Consider the following 15,139-nt stretch of genomic DNA (forward strand, 5'->3'; position numbering starts at 1 on the left):
CGGCTATTTGATCGCGCCGGCGCTGATCCCGTCGACGATCTGGCGCTGCGCGAACAGATAGAAGACGAGCACGGGCACGATCGAGATCAGGGTGGCGGCCAGCAGGATCTGCGGCTGCGGCGTCTCCGCCGAGACGAAGCTGGTCAGTCCACGCTGCACGGGCATCAACGACGTGTCGTTGAAGATGACGAGCGCCATCAGGTACTCGTTCCACACCGCGAACGCCTGGATGACCGCGACGGCGGCGAGACCGGGTTTGGCCAGGGGCAGCATGATGCTGAAGAAGGTGCGGAGGGCCGAGGCGCCGTCGAGCGACGCGGCCTCCTCGAGGTCGACCGGCTGCGAGGCGAAGAAACTCCTCATGATGAGGGTCGAGATCGGGATGCCCGAGGTGATCAGGATCAGGATGTAGCCCTGGCGCGTGTTGGCGAGGTCCAGAGCGAGCAGCACCTTGTACTGCGCGAGGAACATCGCGGGCGCGGGGATGATCATCACGGCCAGGATGAGCGCCGTGAAGATCGCCTTTCCGCGGAACTGGATGCGCGCGAGCGCGTACCCGGCGAGGCTCGACACCAGCAGAATGCCGGCGACAGCGCAGAGCGTATATACGACGCTGTTCGTCAGATAGACGGCCAGGTCACCCTTCACCCACGCTGTCGCGAAGTTCTGCCATTGCGGGACGGCGGGCAGCAGCGAGTCGCCCTTCAGGAGTTCCGGCAGGCTTTGCATCGAGCCGGAGATCATCCACAGGATCGGGAAGATCGCGCTGAGCGCTCCGGCGACCAGCAGCGCGTAGAGGGCGACCCGTCCGGGGCGAAGCGGGCGCCGCCGGGTGCGCTCGGCGGGCGGCGCACTGTCGCGCAGTGCGACGTACTCGGGCGCGTTCGTGGTGGTGGTCATGGTGGTCGTTCCTTCGGTTCAGCCGTTCGCGCGCCGGCGGGAGAATCCCAGCTGCACCAGCGACAAGAGGATGAGGGCGCCGCCGAAGATGACGGACATGGCGGCGGCCTGGCCGTAGTTGTTGTACGTGAACGCCTGCGTGAAGATCTGCAGCGTCGGCACCATGGTCGTGTAGCCGGGACCGCCGTTGGTCAGCACCTGCACCGTCCCGAAGATCTGGAGGGCGGCCAGCAGCGTGAGCAGGCTGACGACGGTGGTGACCGGGGCGAGCTGCGGCCAGGTGATGTACCGGAACTTGGCCCAGCCGCGAGCGCCATCCAGTTCAGCCGCCTCGTAGAGGTACTTCGGGATGTCCTGCAGGCCCGCGAGGAACAGGATGAAGCCGAAGCCCCAGTGCAGCCAGAGGAAGACGGCGATGACGGCGAACAGCGCGACGTTCGGGTCGTTCAGCCAGTTGTGCTGCAGGAAGGGCAGCCCGACCCAGCCGAGGATCTTGTTCACGACACCGGAACGGGGGTCGAGCATTGCCGAGAAGACCATGCCGACGACGACGACCGACAGCACGCTCGGCAGGTAGTAGACGGTGCGGAAGAAGGTCCGTCCCTTGCGGATGGCGTTGACCGCCAGGGCCATGACGATGGCGACGCCGTTGCCGACGACGAAGCCGACGACGCCGAAGATGACGACGTTCTTCATCGACGCCCAGAATGCGACGTTCTTGAAGGCGGCCTGGTAGTTGAGCGCTCCGACCCACGGAGTGTCCGGGCTGACGCCGTCCCAGGTCTGGAAGCTGAGCAGGATCGACTCCACGAACGGCGCAAGGGTGAACACCGCGATCAGCGCGACCGCGGGAAGCAGGAAGAGGTAGCCGGTGAGCGACTTCCGGCCGATGCGGCGCCGCCTGCGCGGCGCTCCGATGGAGCGCCGCGCAGGGGTGGTGCTGAGAGCGGTGGTCACTAGCTGGCGTCCTGTGCGCTCTGGACGTCCGCGAGAAGATCCTTGACCGTCATCTGCCCGAGCACGAGGCTCTGCACGTCGCGGTTGATCGCATCCGTGACCTGGGCACTGAAGGTGTTCGGGATCACCTGCTGGTTCTTGGCGGCCGCCGCGAAACCGGTGAGCGTGTCCGGCAGCTTCGAACCGCTCAGTAGCGACGGGCTGGTCGGGATGATGTACGCCTCCTTGGCGAACACCGCCTGCTGTGCCGGGTCGGTGAGCCACTTCACGAAGTCGAGCGACGCCTGCACGTGCTCACCGCGGGGGTTGATGACTGCGCCCTTTCCGGGAACGCCCGGGGAGCGGGGGCTGTACTTGGCGTCGGACGCCTTCGGCAGCGACAGCGAGAAGAACGAGGTGTAGTCCGGAGCTGTCTTGTGGGCCACGGAGACGCCCGGCGATGCGTCGAAGATCGTTCCGACGCTGTGCTTCGTGAAGAAGTTGGTCTCCACGGTGGGGTTGTCCGTCGAACCGCCCGGGATGGAACCGCCCTGGATGGCGCCCGCCTTCTTGAGGTCGGCGATCACCTGGAACGCCTTGGCCCATCCGTCGGACGTCCACTTGTAGTCGCCGGCGAAGGTGTCGTTGATCTGCTTGTCCGTCAGCCAGTTCGAGGCCAGGTACTGAACGAACTGGGGCGTGAGGGATGCGGCGACCGAGAAGCCGCCGTTGGGGTTCTTGTTGCTGGCCGCCAGCTGCTTGATGAGGTCGGAGACCGTCTTCGGCGGCGTCGATGCCTCGATCCCGGAGTTCGCCGAGTCGGAGATGAGGCCGTACGCCTGGTTCTCCCAGTGCACCGTGTAGATGCCCGGCTTCACTCCGAGGTTGTTCCCCTTCGCGAACGTGGCGAGCTTGATCACTTCGGGGGTGAAGTTCTTGCTCCAGTCGCCCTTGAGGTCCTTGGTCAGGTCGAGCGCCCAGCCTGCCTTGTAGAACGGCGCCATGGACACCGGATTGAAGGACGAGTAGATGTCCGGCATCTGCTTCGCCTGCGCGTCCGCCTGCAGCTTCGGCAGGTAGTCGACCGGCCCGGGGGTGTCGATGGTGACCGTCACTCCGGTCTTCTCGCCGTACTTCTTCGCGAGCTCGTTCAGCACCGCCTCCTGCCCGCGGGACTGGTTCAGGAAGGTCAGGTGGACGTCCTTCTCGGCGGTCGCCGTCGCGCTCGCGGTCGTCGCCGACCCGGCGCTGCTGCAGCCGGTCAGCAGCAGCGCGGTCGCCGCGACGGCCGCCCCCAGAGCCAGCGCGGAACGCCGACGCCGCTTGTATCGATTCACTGTGCGTGGATGCATTGTCCTCACCTTTGAAAGACACCGGGGCGTCGCCTCGGTCGTTGGAATGGATGCGCTAACTCTGAGTCTCTTATAGAGTTCGCACCCTGGATGCTAACCAGCCGACGGCGCTCGTGTCAATTCTTAATGGGCAATAGTTTTGAGAAATGTGAGCTATCGTGTGGCCATGGTGAAAACTGCCACGGTCCGCGGCCCCCGCGGCAGCTATGCCAAGACGGCGGAGCGCCGCCGGGCGATCGCCGAGGCCGCCCTCGAGATCGTGCTCGAGAAGGGGCACAGATCCCTCATCACGGCCGATGTCGCCCAGCGCGCGGGCCTCAGCGAGCCCGGCGTGCTGTACCACTACCCGACCAAGGACGACCTCCTGCTGGCCGCCCTGCGCCTCTCGGACGAGTACGAGTGGGAGACGATGCCGCTCGGCGAGTCGGTTCGGAGGGCGCCGGCCCGCGCGGCCGAGAGCCTGCGGCGGATCAACGTGGTCCGCCTCCACACCGCCATGTTCGGCGAGTCGAGCGACCCGGCGCACCCGGCGCACGAGTACTTCAAGCAGCGCTGGCGCGCGGGTGACGAGCGCATGGTCGAGAGCATCCGCCGCCTCCAGGAGGCCGGGGTCGTCGACGCCGCGATCGACCCGTTCCGCGCCTCCCGCTGGATCCACACGGCGTGGGAGGGCCTCCAGCTGCAGTGGCTCGCCGAGCAGGACTTCGACATCGCCACGGAGCTCGCCTCGCTCATCGAGCGCATCCTGGGCGTCTCGATGCGGGAGATCGAGCGCGCCGGCTGAGCCGGGCCCGCCGGCCGGGACCGCCGAGCCCGCGCCGGGCGGCCGCTACAGCGTCTCCCCCGCGTCCGCCAGCAGGGTGCTGCCGGTCATGACGACCGAGAGGTCGCTAGCGGCGAAGAGCACCACGCGGGCGATGTCGTCGGGCGTCCCGAGCCGGCCGATCCGGCTCTGGGTCATCACGTCGAGCGGCGGGATCTCCACACCGGCGGCCGCCGCCTGCTCGGCCGCGGCCTGAGCGGCCGCGAGGTTGCCCTCGGTCGGGACGAAGCTCGGCGCGACGCCGAGAACGCGAACCCCCAGCGGCGCGAGGTCGACGGCCAGCGACTTCGTCAGTCCCCGCGCTGCGTGCTTGGAGGCGACGTAGGCGGCCATCCCCGGGAACGCCACCTGGAAACCGGCGGTCGAGATGATGTTGACGATCACGCCGCCCGAACCGTCGGCGGCCATGCGCCGCGCGGCTTCGCGGGACCCCAGGAACACTCCTCTGGCGTTGACCGCGAAGACGCGATCCCACAGCTCGTCCGGCATGTCGAGCACCGGCGCGTTCGGGAAGAGCCCCGCGTTGTTGATCCAGATGTCCAGGCCGCCGAGCTCGCTGACCGCCAGATCGGCGGCCGCCACGACGGAGGCCGTGTCTGAGACGTCGGCGCGCGTCCCGATCGCGGTCACGCCGTACCGGGCCGCGAGGTCGGCGGCCGCCGCACGCGCCGGCTCCTCGTTCAGGTCGACGATCAGCAGATCGGCGCCCGCTTCGGCGAGCCGTGCGGCGATCGCCTTACCCAGGCCCTGGGCGCCTCCGGTGACGACGGCGCGACGACCGCGCAACGAGACGAGTTCGGCGATGGTGGCGTTCGAGACGTCGGGGAACGGGTAAGGCATGACAACCTCCATGTCGTAGGAAATGACTCGTGACGGACGCCGATGCGCCCTATTCGACCAGCTCGTCGACCCGGGCGACGGTGTCGCCGAACCGTGCGAACCCGAAGCTCTGGGGCCTGCCGTCCTCCGCGGTGCCGAACTGCAGCCGCGTCCCCTCGTTCAGGCCGGACCACGTCGCTCGCAGGTGCATCTCGCCGCTGACGTCGCCCACGAGGACGACGTCGGCCTCGTACACCGCACCGGTCGCCATCGACCCGCTCGATCGCTCGACGCCGTCGTAGACGTTCCGCCCGTCGTCGCTGAAGCCCACGTAGCGGGAGGTCGCGGACCAGGTCCCCTGTCCGTCCGACGAGCGCTGGAACTCGATGTGGCCGGAGTGCGCGCCCGCGATCCTCCCCGCCGGTACGACGTCGATCCGCCGCCGCAGCCGCTCGCGGGCCTCCTCGCCGCCGATCGCGTACGGCGGGACGGGAGGCGTAGCTACGGCAGGCACGGTCGGCCCCGGTGCGTGCTCCGGCAGCCGGGCGACGCGGATTCGGAGGTCGGGACGGCCCTGCTCGCCCGAGCCTCGACGCTGCTCCATCCACATCGCGCGCGTGCCATCGGGATGCCACGACATCGGAGAGACGTAGACCCAGGACCCGTCGGCGCTGTTGAGCGGGAACCCTTCGTATCCCGGCTCCGCCTTCGATCGCTCGGCGTCGATCAGGACGGGGCCGATGTTACCGGGCCGGAACCGCCGCACACCGTCGACGGCGTAGACGTACAGCACCCACGCCAGGTCCATCGTCACGAGCTGCGCGTGCGGACGCGGGAGGAGTCCCAGGAACCGGGGATCGGTGCCGCGGGACGCCCGCGACGTCATGACGATGCCGAGTCGTTCGTCCGGCGACAGGATGGTCGTCTCGTCGTAGCCCGGCGTCCGCGTGATCGGCTCGATGCGCTCCTCGGTGAGGCTCTGGATGACCGAGTCCGTGAGCGCGCCTCCCCCGTCTCCGACGGCGGAGATCGCGGAGCCGCCGCGCACGAACTGCTTGACCTCGCCGCCGAGCATCGGCCGCATCGTGAACCAGCCGTCGCGCTCCGGATCGGGGACGAGGGGGTCGCTGCTGCTGATGATGACCGGCTCCTCGATCGTGTACCGGTCCGCGCCGCGCTCGAGACGCCCGAGCGCGACGATGGCGGACATGTCGGTCCGCAGGATCGTCCAGGCGATGTGCCGGTCGTCCGGCGACACGATGATCTCCGACCAGTGGTGAGAAGTCAGCGGGTCGGAGGTCAGCCGCCACGGATACTCCACCGGCACGAGTTCGACCGTCGTTGCGGTGCGGAGGTCGGGAGTGGCCTCCAGGACGTAGTCGCCGAGAAGCACTCGACGGCTGTCACTGAAGGGCATGTGCCGGATGCCGTTCGCCGTCGGGCTCTGCGGAATGGACCCGGAGAAGATCTCCCGGAAGCGCGCGCCGTCGTCGCCGACGACCGCGATGCGGAACCAGCCCTCGGGGTCGTCGGCGCAGTGGAAGAGCACGAAGACCTCACCGGACGGCAGGTACGTCGCGCTCGACGCCCGGGCCCCGTCCGGAAGCGGCACGGTGGTGAGCTCGACGCGGCCGAACGGGCTGTCACGCGTCTCCGTGTCGGTGTCCACCGCTGTCTCGGTCATGCGAACGCATCCTCTCGGGCGATCCAGTCGTGCATCCGTGCCGCAATCAGCTCCGGGGCGTCGTGGACGGAGAACACCGAACCCTGCTCGTCGGGATGGAGCGTCTCCAGGGTCTGCAATTGGGAGGTGAGCAGCGCCGGGGGCATGAAGTGGTCGCTGCGCGCGCCGATCCGCTCCCTGAGCAGGTCGGCGGAGCCATCGAGTTGGGCGAACGTCACGGGGCCCTCCGCGTTGCGACGGATCGCATCGCGGTACGTGCGGCGCAGCGCCGAACAGGCGACGACGACACCGTGACCCGCGCGGAGCTCGCCCGCGACGGCCTCCCCGACGGCGGCCAGCCAGGGCCACCGGTCGTCGTCGGTCAGCGGGGTCCCGCCGGCCATCTTGTCCCGGTTGGCCTGCGGATGGAGGTCGTCCGCATCCAGGAAGGGCACCCCCAGGCGTTCGGCGAGCAGCCGTCCGACCGTCGTCTTGCCTGAGCCGGACACGCCCATCACGACGACGGCCGAGGGATCGCCGTGCGTAGATGCGTCAGCGGACACTCTTCACCTTGGTGAAGATGACCAGGCCGCCGATCAGGGCGAACACGGCGCCGATCAGGTAGAGGACCGTGTAGTTCTTGTCCGCGCCGACCGCACCGATCGTGATGATAGCCGGGGCGATCAGCGGAGCGATGGCACTCGGGATCTTCTGCGCGAAGGCGACGACGGCCAGGTAGCGTCCGGCCTCCGCGCGGCTGGGCAGCACCGCGAAGACGATCGCCTGGTCCACGACGCTGAACGCCGCGATCGCCAGCTGCATCAGCACCGAGCCGACGATGAGCGGGACGAGCGAATGCGCGAAGGCCTCGACACAGGCCCCGGCGACGAACAGGAGCGCGCCGATCATGGTGAAGAGCTTGCGGCGTCCCAGCTTGTCCGAGAGGAAGCCGCCGAGGATCGCACCGCCGGTCGCGGCCAGCACGCCGATGATGCCGATCGCGGCGACCACGCCCGCGACCTGCACCACCGGGATGCCGAGACGCTGCGCGTAGAAGAAGGTGCCGAAGGTGGTGTTGAAGTACAGACCCATGAAGAAGATGAACCGGCCCAGCCAGTTCCAGCCGAAGTCGGGGTACTTGCGCGGGTTGAAGACGTAGCTGCCGAACAGCGCCTTGGCGCTCACGGTGTCGTTGCGGACGATGTCGCGCGAACTGCCCTCCCGCTTGATCAGGACGAACGCGAGGATGAGCACCAGGCCGACCAGGGCGGGCACGAGGAAGAGCAGCAGGGTCGACTTCACGACCGCGTAGGCGACGCCGATGCCGATGACCGGCGCGATCTGCGTGGACACCCCGGTGAGGGCGGAGGCGCGTCCGCGCTGCTCCTCCGGCACCCGGTCGGCCAGCAGGGTCTGGATGCCCTGGCCGGCGGTCGCCCATCCCAGCAGACCCACGACCCAGCCGGCCCCGATGAGCAGGAGGTTCGGCGACAGCGCGATGAACACGACGGCCAGGAGGCCCAGGAGGGCGCCTCCGACAACGAACGGCGTCCGGCGCCCGAACGGCGAGCGGAGCCGGTCGCTCCACACGCCGAGCAGCGGGCTCAGCACCAGGTACACCAGCTGCGCTGTCCCGGTGATGTAGCCCAGGACCTCCTCGTGTCCGGGATCCAACTGCGAGACCCGCACCGCGAGGGAGTAGGTGAGCGGCACCATCAGCGCCAGGCTGGCGCCGAAGTTCGCGACCGTGATCCAGAACAGGTAGCTGGCGCTCACCCGGCGGAGCGGCGGGGCGACCAGGTCGGGGCCGTTGACGTCCTGGTTCTGGGGACCGGCGGCGGGGCCGGCCGAGGTCGGCAGGACCGTCGCGGCCTCCACGGTAACGGCACGCGAGGACTTCGTGTCGAGGTTGTTGTACTTGCGCATCGGGAATGACTCCTTCGTCAAACGCAGAAAGGGGTTGGGGGAAGGGGAAGGGGTTACCAGTCGTGGACGGTGCCGTCGGCGAGCCGGTTGTAGGGCAGGTAGGCGCGGATGTACGGGTATTTCCCGGCCTCGTCGACCTCGAGCTCGACCCCGAGTCCCGGCTGGTCGCCGGGGTGGAGGAAGCCGTCCTTCCAGGTGAAGGACTGCTGGAAGACGCTGTCCGTCTTCTCGCCGTGCTTCATGTACTCCTGGATGCCGAAGTTGTGGATGGCGAGGCCGAGGTGCATGGCCGCGGCCATCCCGACGGGCGAGATGTCGGTCGGGCCGTGCATCCCCGACTTGATCTGGTACTGGGATGCGTAGTCGAGCACCTTCTTGAGGTGCGTGATCCCGCCGGTGTGGGTGACGGCCGAGCGGACGTAGTCGATGAGCTGCTCGCGAACGATCTGCTGGTAGTCCCAGACCGTGTTGAAGATCTCCCCGATCGCCAGCGGAGTGGTGGTGTGCTGGCGGACCAGTCGCAGAGCCTCCTGGTTCTCGGCGGGCGTCACATCCTCGAGCCAGAACAGGTCGTACGGCTCCAGCGACTTGCCGAGCTTCGCGGCCTGGATGGGCGTCATCCGGTGGTGGCCGTCGTGCAGGAGGGGCAGCTCAGGCCCGAACTCGGCGCGGACGGCCTCGAAGACGGTCGGGATGTGGCGGAGGTACGACCGGGTGTCCCAGTCCTCCTCGTTGGGCAGACCGCCGCGCTGGGCGGGTTCGTGGTCGTAGCGGACGCCGGTGTTGGCCTCGTAGGTGGCGTTCGACGCGATGCCGTAGATCGACTTCAGGCCAGGAACCGCCGACTGGATGCGGATGGCCCGGTAGCCCTGCTCCAGGTGCTCGCGGACGCTGTCGAACAGCTCAGGCAGGTCACGTCCGGATGCGTGCCCGTAGGCGAGCAGCCCGGTGCGCGAGGCTCCGCCGAGCAGCTGGTAGACGGGCATCCCTGCGGCCTTGCCCTTGATGTCCCAGAGCGCCATGTCGACGGAGGCGATAGCGGCCATCGTGACCGGGCCGCGGCGCCAGTACGCGCTGCGGTACAGGAACTGCCAGGTGTCCTCGATGCGGGACGCGTCCCTCCCGATCAGCAGCGGGACGACGTGCTCGGTGAGGTAGGCGACGACCGCCTGCTCCCGCCCGTTCAGCGTCGCGTCGCCGAGACCGGTCAGGCCGTCGTCGGTCGTCAGCTTGAGGGTGACGAAGTTGCGGTCCGGGCTGGTGACGATGACCTCGGCCTTGTCGATGATCATGAGGCGGTCCCTTCTGTCGCTGCTGCGTCGGTCGCAGCCGGGTCTCCAGCATGCGCCGAGCCGGGCTTGCGCCCCTCCAGGCCGCGCCAGCGACCGCGAAGCGAGAACGCCGCGCCCTTGGGCTTGCGGTCGCGCGTGAAGACGCCCTTCTTGTTGCCGTCGACCCGGTGGATGCCCGGGCCGGTCATGAAGTCGGCGAAGTTCCAGATGTGCTCGCCCACGAACTCCGGAATGCGGTCGAACACCCGGTGGTACGCCGCCAGCAGGTCGGTCTGGTACTCCTCGGTCCACGGCATGTCCCACACCGAGTGGAGGCCGGGCTGCGTGTCCGCACCGTACTCCGACATCATGATCGGCTTGCCGAAACGCTGCACCCATCCGCGCAGCTCCTGCTCGAGCACGCTCTCGGCGGTGGCCAGGTCGCCGGTGAAGACATACCAGCCGTAGTACCGGTTGATCGAGAGCACGTCGAACAGGTCGGCGATGGTGTCGTTCGTCGGATTGGCGAACATCACAGCGGCGTAGGTCAGCGGACGGGTCGGGTCGAGATCGCGCGCCAGGTCGACCAGGGGCTCGAAGTATCCGCGGGCCCCCTCCTCGTTGGAGGCCGGCTCGTTGGCGATGCTCCACATCACCACGCTCGGGTGGTTCTTGTCGCGGGCGATCAGCTCGCGCAGGTGCTGGGCGTGCACGTTCTTCGTCTCGCCGCCGAAGTTCTCCTCGGCGAAGGTCGGTGTCGGCGGGATGCCGGTCAGGCCTCCCTGGACGCCCAGGTTGAGGCCCACGGCGGCGGTCTCGTCGACCACGACGATGCCGTGGCGGTCGGCGAAGTCGAGCACCTCCTCGGCGTACGGGTAGTGGCTGGTGCGGAACGAGTTCGCTCCGGTCCAGTCCAGCAGCTGGAAGTCGTGCACCAGGTAGGCGTCGTCGTGGCCCTTGCCGCGGACCGGGGTGTCCTCGTGCTTTCCGAACCCGGTGAAGTAGAAGGGCTCGCCGTTGATCAAGAACTGGGTCCCCCGCACCTCCACCGTCCGCACGCCGAACGGGAGGGTGTAGCTGTCGACCAGCTCGCCGTCGCGGGTCAGCTCCACGACCAGGTCGTAGAGGTACGCGGCGCCGGGCTGCCACAGCCGGACGTCGTCGATGCGGATGCTGCCGGTCTCGCCCTCTGCGGTGGCGACGGTCACGCCGTCCTCGTCCAGCACGCGGAGCCGGACGTCGTGTCCGTCTGTGCCAGCGGCCTCCACGGTGTAGTCGACCGTGCCCGACGTTCCGTCGATGCCGGTCACCACGGTGATGTCGCTCACGTGAGCGCGCGGCGTGCTGGCCAGCTTCACCGAGCGGGCGATGCCTGCGTAGTTGTAGAAGTCGTGGAAGTAGCTCTGCTTCAGCCGGCCGTCCGGGAGGGTGTCGACGCTGCCCGGCGGGATGGTGATGTTCGTCAGGCGGTTGTCGACGGCGACAGTGAGGCGGAACTCCTGACCTGCCGCCACGACGTCCGTCAGGTCGGCCTCGAAGGGTGTGTACCCGCCGACGTGCTCGGCGACGAGCGTGTCGTCGACGTACACCTGGGCGGCGTGGGTGACCGAGCCGAAGCGCAGGACGACGCGCTCGCCGGCCCAGCCGCGGGGCACGCGCACCTCGCGCTGGTACCAGACGACGCCGACGTGGTCGCGGATCGCCGGGTCGACGAACAGGTCGTTGTAACTCGCCGGCACGGGAGCTTCGAGGGTGGCCGGGATCCGGCTCGTCCACGGCTCGGGGCCGGCGGTGGTGTCGAGCGCGAAACGCCACAGACCGTCGAGGCTGACGACGTCGCGGGTGGGGGTGGTGCGGGTGCTGAGCATGCTTCTCCTACGCGGCACTGCGGGGACAGTGGACCAAGTACACCAGGTTTTGCCGATTTCGGCAAGCGATTGCCATAATGGAGCGTCCGACACCGTTCGAGACGCGAAATGGAGGCGATGACGCCGATGACCGAAACAGCTCCGACTGGGCTCCGCATCGATGCAGGAGGCGACCAGTTCCCGGTCGCAGGACCGTCGCCCCGGCTCTCCTGGTACCCGACCGCCGGGTCATCCGAGGGCTACGAGTTGTCCGCCTCCATCGACGGGGTCGACCTGCCGTCGGCCATCGTGACCGGGCATCGACTGGTGGAGTGGCCGTGGCGGCCGCTGCGCAGCGGCGAGCGCGTGCAGTGGCGCGTCCGGCGGGCGGGAGGCTCCTGGAGCGCCGAGCACGCGTTCGAGGCGGGCCTGTTCGACGAGGACTGGACGGGCGCGTGGATCTCGCCGGCCGAGCCGGACACCGGCGAGCGCGGGCAGCGCCCCGGTCACCTGCTCCGCGGAGATTTCACAGTGGAGGCGCCGGTCGTCCGCGCGCGCCTCTACGCGACCGCGCTCGGCGTCTACGAAGCCTTCGTCAACGGCGAGCGCGCCGGCACCGCCGAGCTCTCGCCCGGTTCCACCTCCTACGACACCACCGTCTACGCGCAGGCCACGGACGTGACCTCGGCGCTGTCAGCCGGCGCCAACCGGCTGGAGCTGCTGCTGACCGACGGCTGGTTCCGCGGCCAAGTGGGCGCCTTCCACGCGCCGGCCGCCTGGGGCGAGCAGGTCGCGGCGCGCGCCGAACTGCACCTGACCTTCGCCGACGGCAGCCGCCGTGTCATCGCGACGGACGGCACCTGGACCGACTGGACCTCGCCGCTCATCCGGGCGGACCTGATGGACGGGCAGGCCTCCGACCTCACCCGGGAGCCGGAACTCCTGGGGCCGGTGCGCGTCGACGTCGTGGCCGCCCCTCCGATCTCCTGGTCGCCCGCTCCCCCGGTACGCCGCGTCGAGGAGCGCGCCGTCCAGTCCCTGACGCGCACGGCCTCCGGGGCCTGGATCGCCGACTTCGGGCAGAACACCTCCGGCTGGCTCCGCATCGCCGACCTCGGACCGCGCGGCGCCCGCACCGTGATCGAGCACGGCGAGCACCTGGACCCGTCCGGCGACCTCGACATGTCGCACCTCGACTCCGAGCGCGCCGGCGACGGCCTCGTCGAGCTCGACCAGCGGGACGAGGTGGTCTCGGACGGCGCGCCCGGCACGGTGTTCGAGCCGCGCCACACGGTCCACGGCTTCCAGTACGCCCGCATCACCCGCGACGACGACCGGCCGCTCGCGCCGGAGAGCCTCACCATGGAGGTCGTCCAGACCGACCTGGACGCCGCGGGCAGCTTCCGCTGCAGCGACGACGACCTGAACCGCCTCCACGAGGTGTCCGCCTGGAGCTTCCGCGGCAACGCCGTCGACGTCCCCACCGACTGCCCGCAGCGCGAGCGCCTCGGCTGGACCGGTGACTACCAGGTCTTCGCCTCCACCGCGGTGCGCCTGTTCGACGTGCACGGCTTCACCCGTAAGTGGCTGCAGTCGGTGCGCGACGACCAGCTGGACGACGGCCGCATCGCCAACTTCTCGCCCGACGGCCGGCAGGTGAAGCACCATCCCGAGCTGCAGATCGCGCAGATGACCGGCTCGGCCGGCTGGGGCGACGCCGTCGTGCACGTGCCGTGGGTGCTGTACGAGACCTACGGCGACGAGGGCGAGCTCGCCGCGAACTGGGACGCCATGGTCCGCTGGGTGGAATGGGCGCTGGAGACGGCCCGCACCAAGCGGCATCCCTCGCGCCTCCAGCGGTCGGCCGAGCCGCTGCCGCACGAGCAGTACCTGTGGGACGGCTCCTTCCACTGGGGCGAATGGTGCGAGCCGAAGGTCCGCACCGCGGACGGCGGCTTCATCGACCCGGTGCAGGACGATCCGATGGCGTGGTTCATGGAGGACAAGGGCGAGGTCGGGACGGCCTACCTGTACCGGTCGACGTCGACCCTGGCCCGGATCGCCGCGGTGCTCGGGCGGGAGGGCGACGCCGCGCACTACGCGGACCTCGCCGGGCGGATCCGCGACGCCTGGCGGACGGAGTTCCTCACCCCGGAGGGCCGGACGGTGAAGGACACGCAGGCCGCGTACGTGCGCGCGCTGAGCTTCGGCCTCATCCCCGAGGACCGCCGATCGTCGGCGGCGGACCGGCTGGTCGAGCTCATCCACGCCGCCGGGATGCACCTCGGGACGGGCTTCCTCTCCACCGCGGACCTCCTGCCGACGCTGGTCGAGACCGGCCACGCCGACGTCGCGTATCGCCTGCTGTTCCAGCGGACGTCGCCCTCCTGGCTCGGGATGCTCGACCGGGGAGCGACCACCATCTGGGAGGACTGGGACGGGGTCGACGAGGAGGGCCGCGCCCACGAGTCGCTCAACCACTACAGCAAGGGCGCCGTCATCCGCTTCCTGCACACACACCTGCTGGGCCTGGATCAGGCGCCGGACTCGGTGGCGTGGGAGTCGTTCGTGCTCCGCCCGGTGCCAGGCGGCGGTGTCACCTGGGCCGAGGGCACCCACACGACGTCGCAGGGCACGATCGAGGCGTCCTGGCGGATCGCGGACGGAACCATGACGATCAGCGGGCGGGTCCCGGCGGCGACGCGCGGCGTCGTCGTGCTGCCCGACGGCCGCACGGTCGAGGTGGGGCCGGGAGCGTTCACGGTGTCGTCCGCCGCCTGACGGCCGGGACCGCCGGCATGGCCGCCTCTTCTGCGAGGAAGTCCGCCCATCCCCGCCGCCCGCGCACCGCGGACGCGTCCGCCAGATTGTCGCCGGCGCGATAGGCGCGACCGGCGGCGCCCGGGATCCGCAGCGGGAAGCGGGGATACCGGCGACCGTGGGGTTCGGTGTACGCGTCCAGCAGGTGCGGGATGTCGAGCACCTCCGGCCCAGCGATGTCGGGGACGCGGCCGGCCGGATCGCCGAGGGTGACCTCCACAAGTCGTGCAGCGACCTCCTCGACGTGGACCGGTTCGACCCGGAGGCCGCGGGGCACCGGCGTGAGCGGTAGGCGCGCGAGGCCACGGATCACGGGCAGCACGAACTCGTGCAGCTGTGCGGCCCTGAGCACGGTCCACGGCACGCCGGACTCCGCGACGGCGCGCTCGGAGGCCGCCTTCGCACGGTAGTAGCCGACCGGCACCCGGTCGGCGGCAACGACGGAGATGACGACCAGATGGTCGACCCCTGCAGCGCGCGCGGCCTCCGCCAGGTTCCGCGTGGCCACCTCGTCCCCCTTCGGGCCTCCGGCGAGGTGCAGCACGGTGCGGACGCCCGCCAGAGCCTCCACGAGGCCGGTGCCTGCCACGATGTCCCCCTGCCGGTGCTCCACTCCGGGTGCGTCCTGCCCGGGATGGCGGGTGAGGATGCGGACGTCCTCCCCCGCAGCCAGGAGCAGGGGGACGACCCGCTGCCCGATCGTGCCTGTTCCGCCCGTCACCAGGATGGGTGCGTTCATGATGCTCTCCCGTCGGTCATGTCAGATCGGGGCTGGAGGCCCG

At 69.5% G+C, this 15,139-nt stretch carries 12 protein-coding genes; 2 read left to right on the forward strand and 10 right to left on the reverse strand.

Annotated elements, in window-relative coordinates; translation table 11 throughout:
- Positions 1 to 3: 3 nt before the first annotated feature.
- Genes SB754_RS13420 through SB754_RS13430 form a run of 3 tightly spaced genes read right to left on the reverse strand, consistent with a single transcriptional unit; the run spans position 4 to position 3,188 of the window.
- Positions 4 to 900 (reverse strand): carbohydrate ABC transporter permease, encoded by an 897-nt coding sequence (locus SB754_RS13420; RefSeq protein ID WP_410782802.1) that lies wholly within the window; start codon positions 898 to 900, stop codon positions 4 to 6.
- Between the two features lie 18 nt (positions 901 to 918).
- Positions 919 to 1,857 carry a carbohydrate ABC transporter permease gene (locus tag SB754_RS13425; RefSeq protein ID WP_410782803.1) on the reverse strand — a complete coding sequence of 313 codons (939 nt, stop codon included), beginning with the start codon at positions 1,855 to 1,857 and terminating at the stop codon, positions 919 to 921.
- A complete protein-coding gene (locus tag SB754_RS13430; protein ID WP_410782804.1) occupies positions 1,857 to 3,188 on the reverse strand; it encodes an extracellular solute-binding protein in 1,332 nt (443 codons plus the stop codon). Before SB754_RS13430 ends, SB754_RS13425 begins: the two co-directional genes overlap by 1 nt.
- A gap of 166 nt (positions 3,189 to 3,354) precedes the next feature.
- Here SB754_RS13430 and SB754_RS13435 point away from each other — a divergent pair, with 166 nt between their 5' ends.
- The gene (locus SB754_RS13435; RefSeq protein WP_410782805.1) at positions 3,355 to 3,972 is read left to right on the forward strand and encodes a TetR family transcriptional regulator; all 618 of its coding nucleotides are present in this window, start codon (positions 3,355 to 3,357) and stop codon (positions 3,970 to 3,972) included.
- 45 nt (positions 3,973 to 4,017) lie between these two features.
- Here SB754_RS13435 and SB754_RS13440 read toward each other — a convergent pair whose 3' ends face one another.
- From SB754_RS13440 to uidA, 6 genes are read right to left on the reverse strand one after another with little or no spacing between them, the layout of a single operon-like run.
- Positions 4,018 to 4,851, reverse strand: coding sequence for an SDR family NAD(P)-dependent oxidoreductase (locus tag SB754_RS13440; RefSeq protein WP_410782806.1), 834 nt, complete (start codon positions 4,849 to 4,851; stop codon positions 4,018 to 4,020).
- Positions 4,852 to 4,900: 49 nt separating this feature from the next.
- Entirely contained in the window at positions 4,901 to 6,514 is a 1,614-nt protein-coding gene (locus SB754_RS13445; RefSeq protein WP_410782807.1) for a hypothetical protein, read from the reverse strand.
- The gene (locus SB754_RS13450) at positions 6,511 to 7,056 is read right to left on the reverse strand and encodes a gluconokinase (protein ID WP_410782808.1); all 546 of its coding nucleotides are present in this window, start codon (positions 7,054 to 7,056) and stop codon (positions 6,511 to 6,513) included. The genes SB754_RS13445 and SB754_RS13450 overlap by 4 nt, the downstream gene beginning before the upstream one ends.
- A complete protein-coding gene (locus SB754_RS13455) occupies positions 7,046 to 8,419 on the reverse strand; it encodes an MFS transporter (protein ID WP_410782809.1) in 1,374 nt (457 codons plus the stop codon). The genes SB754_RS13450 and SB754_RS13455 overlap by 11 nt, the downstream gene beginning before the upstream one ends.
- A gap of 53 nt (positions 8,420 to 8,472) precedes the next feature.
- A complete protein-coding gene (gene manD, locus SB754_RS13460) occupies positions 8,473 to 9,711 on the reverse strand; it encodes a D-mannonate dehydratase ManD (protein ID WP_410782810.1) in 1,239 nt (412 codons plus the stop codon).
- Entirely contained in the window at positions 9,708 to 11,558 is a 1,851-nt protein-coding gene (gene uidA, locus SB754_RS13465; RefSeq protein ID WP_410782811.1) for a beta-glucuronidase, read from the reverse strand. Before uidA ends, manD begins: the two co-directional genes overlap by 4 nt.
- Before the next feature lie 126 nt (positions 11,559 to 11,684).
- Here uidA and SB754_RS13470 point away from each other — a divergent pair, with 126 nt between their 5' ends.
- The gene (locus tag SB754_RS13470) at positions 11,685 to 14,318 is read left to right on the forward strand and encodes a family 78 glycoside hydrolase catalytic domain (protein ID WP_410782812.1); all 2,634 of its coding nucleotides are present in this window, start codon (positions 11,685 to 11,687) and stop codon (positions 14,316 to 14,318) included.
- Here SB754_RS13470 and SB754_RS13475 read toward each other — a convergent pair.
- Positions 14,296 to 15,096, reverse strand: coding sequence for an SDR family oxidoreductase (locus SB754_RS13475; protein ID WP_410782813.1), 801 nt, complete (start codon positions 15,094 to 15,096; stop codon positions 14,296 to 14,298). The genes SB754_RS13470 and SB754_RS13475 overlap by 23 nt on opposite strands.
- Positions 15,097 to 15,139 lie beyond the last annotated feature (43 nt).

This window comes from Leifsonia sp. SIMBA_070, assembly GCF_046534635.1.
GTDB lineage: Bacteria > Actinomycetota > Actinomycetes > Actinomycetales > Microbacteriaceae > Leifsonia.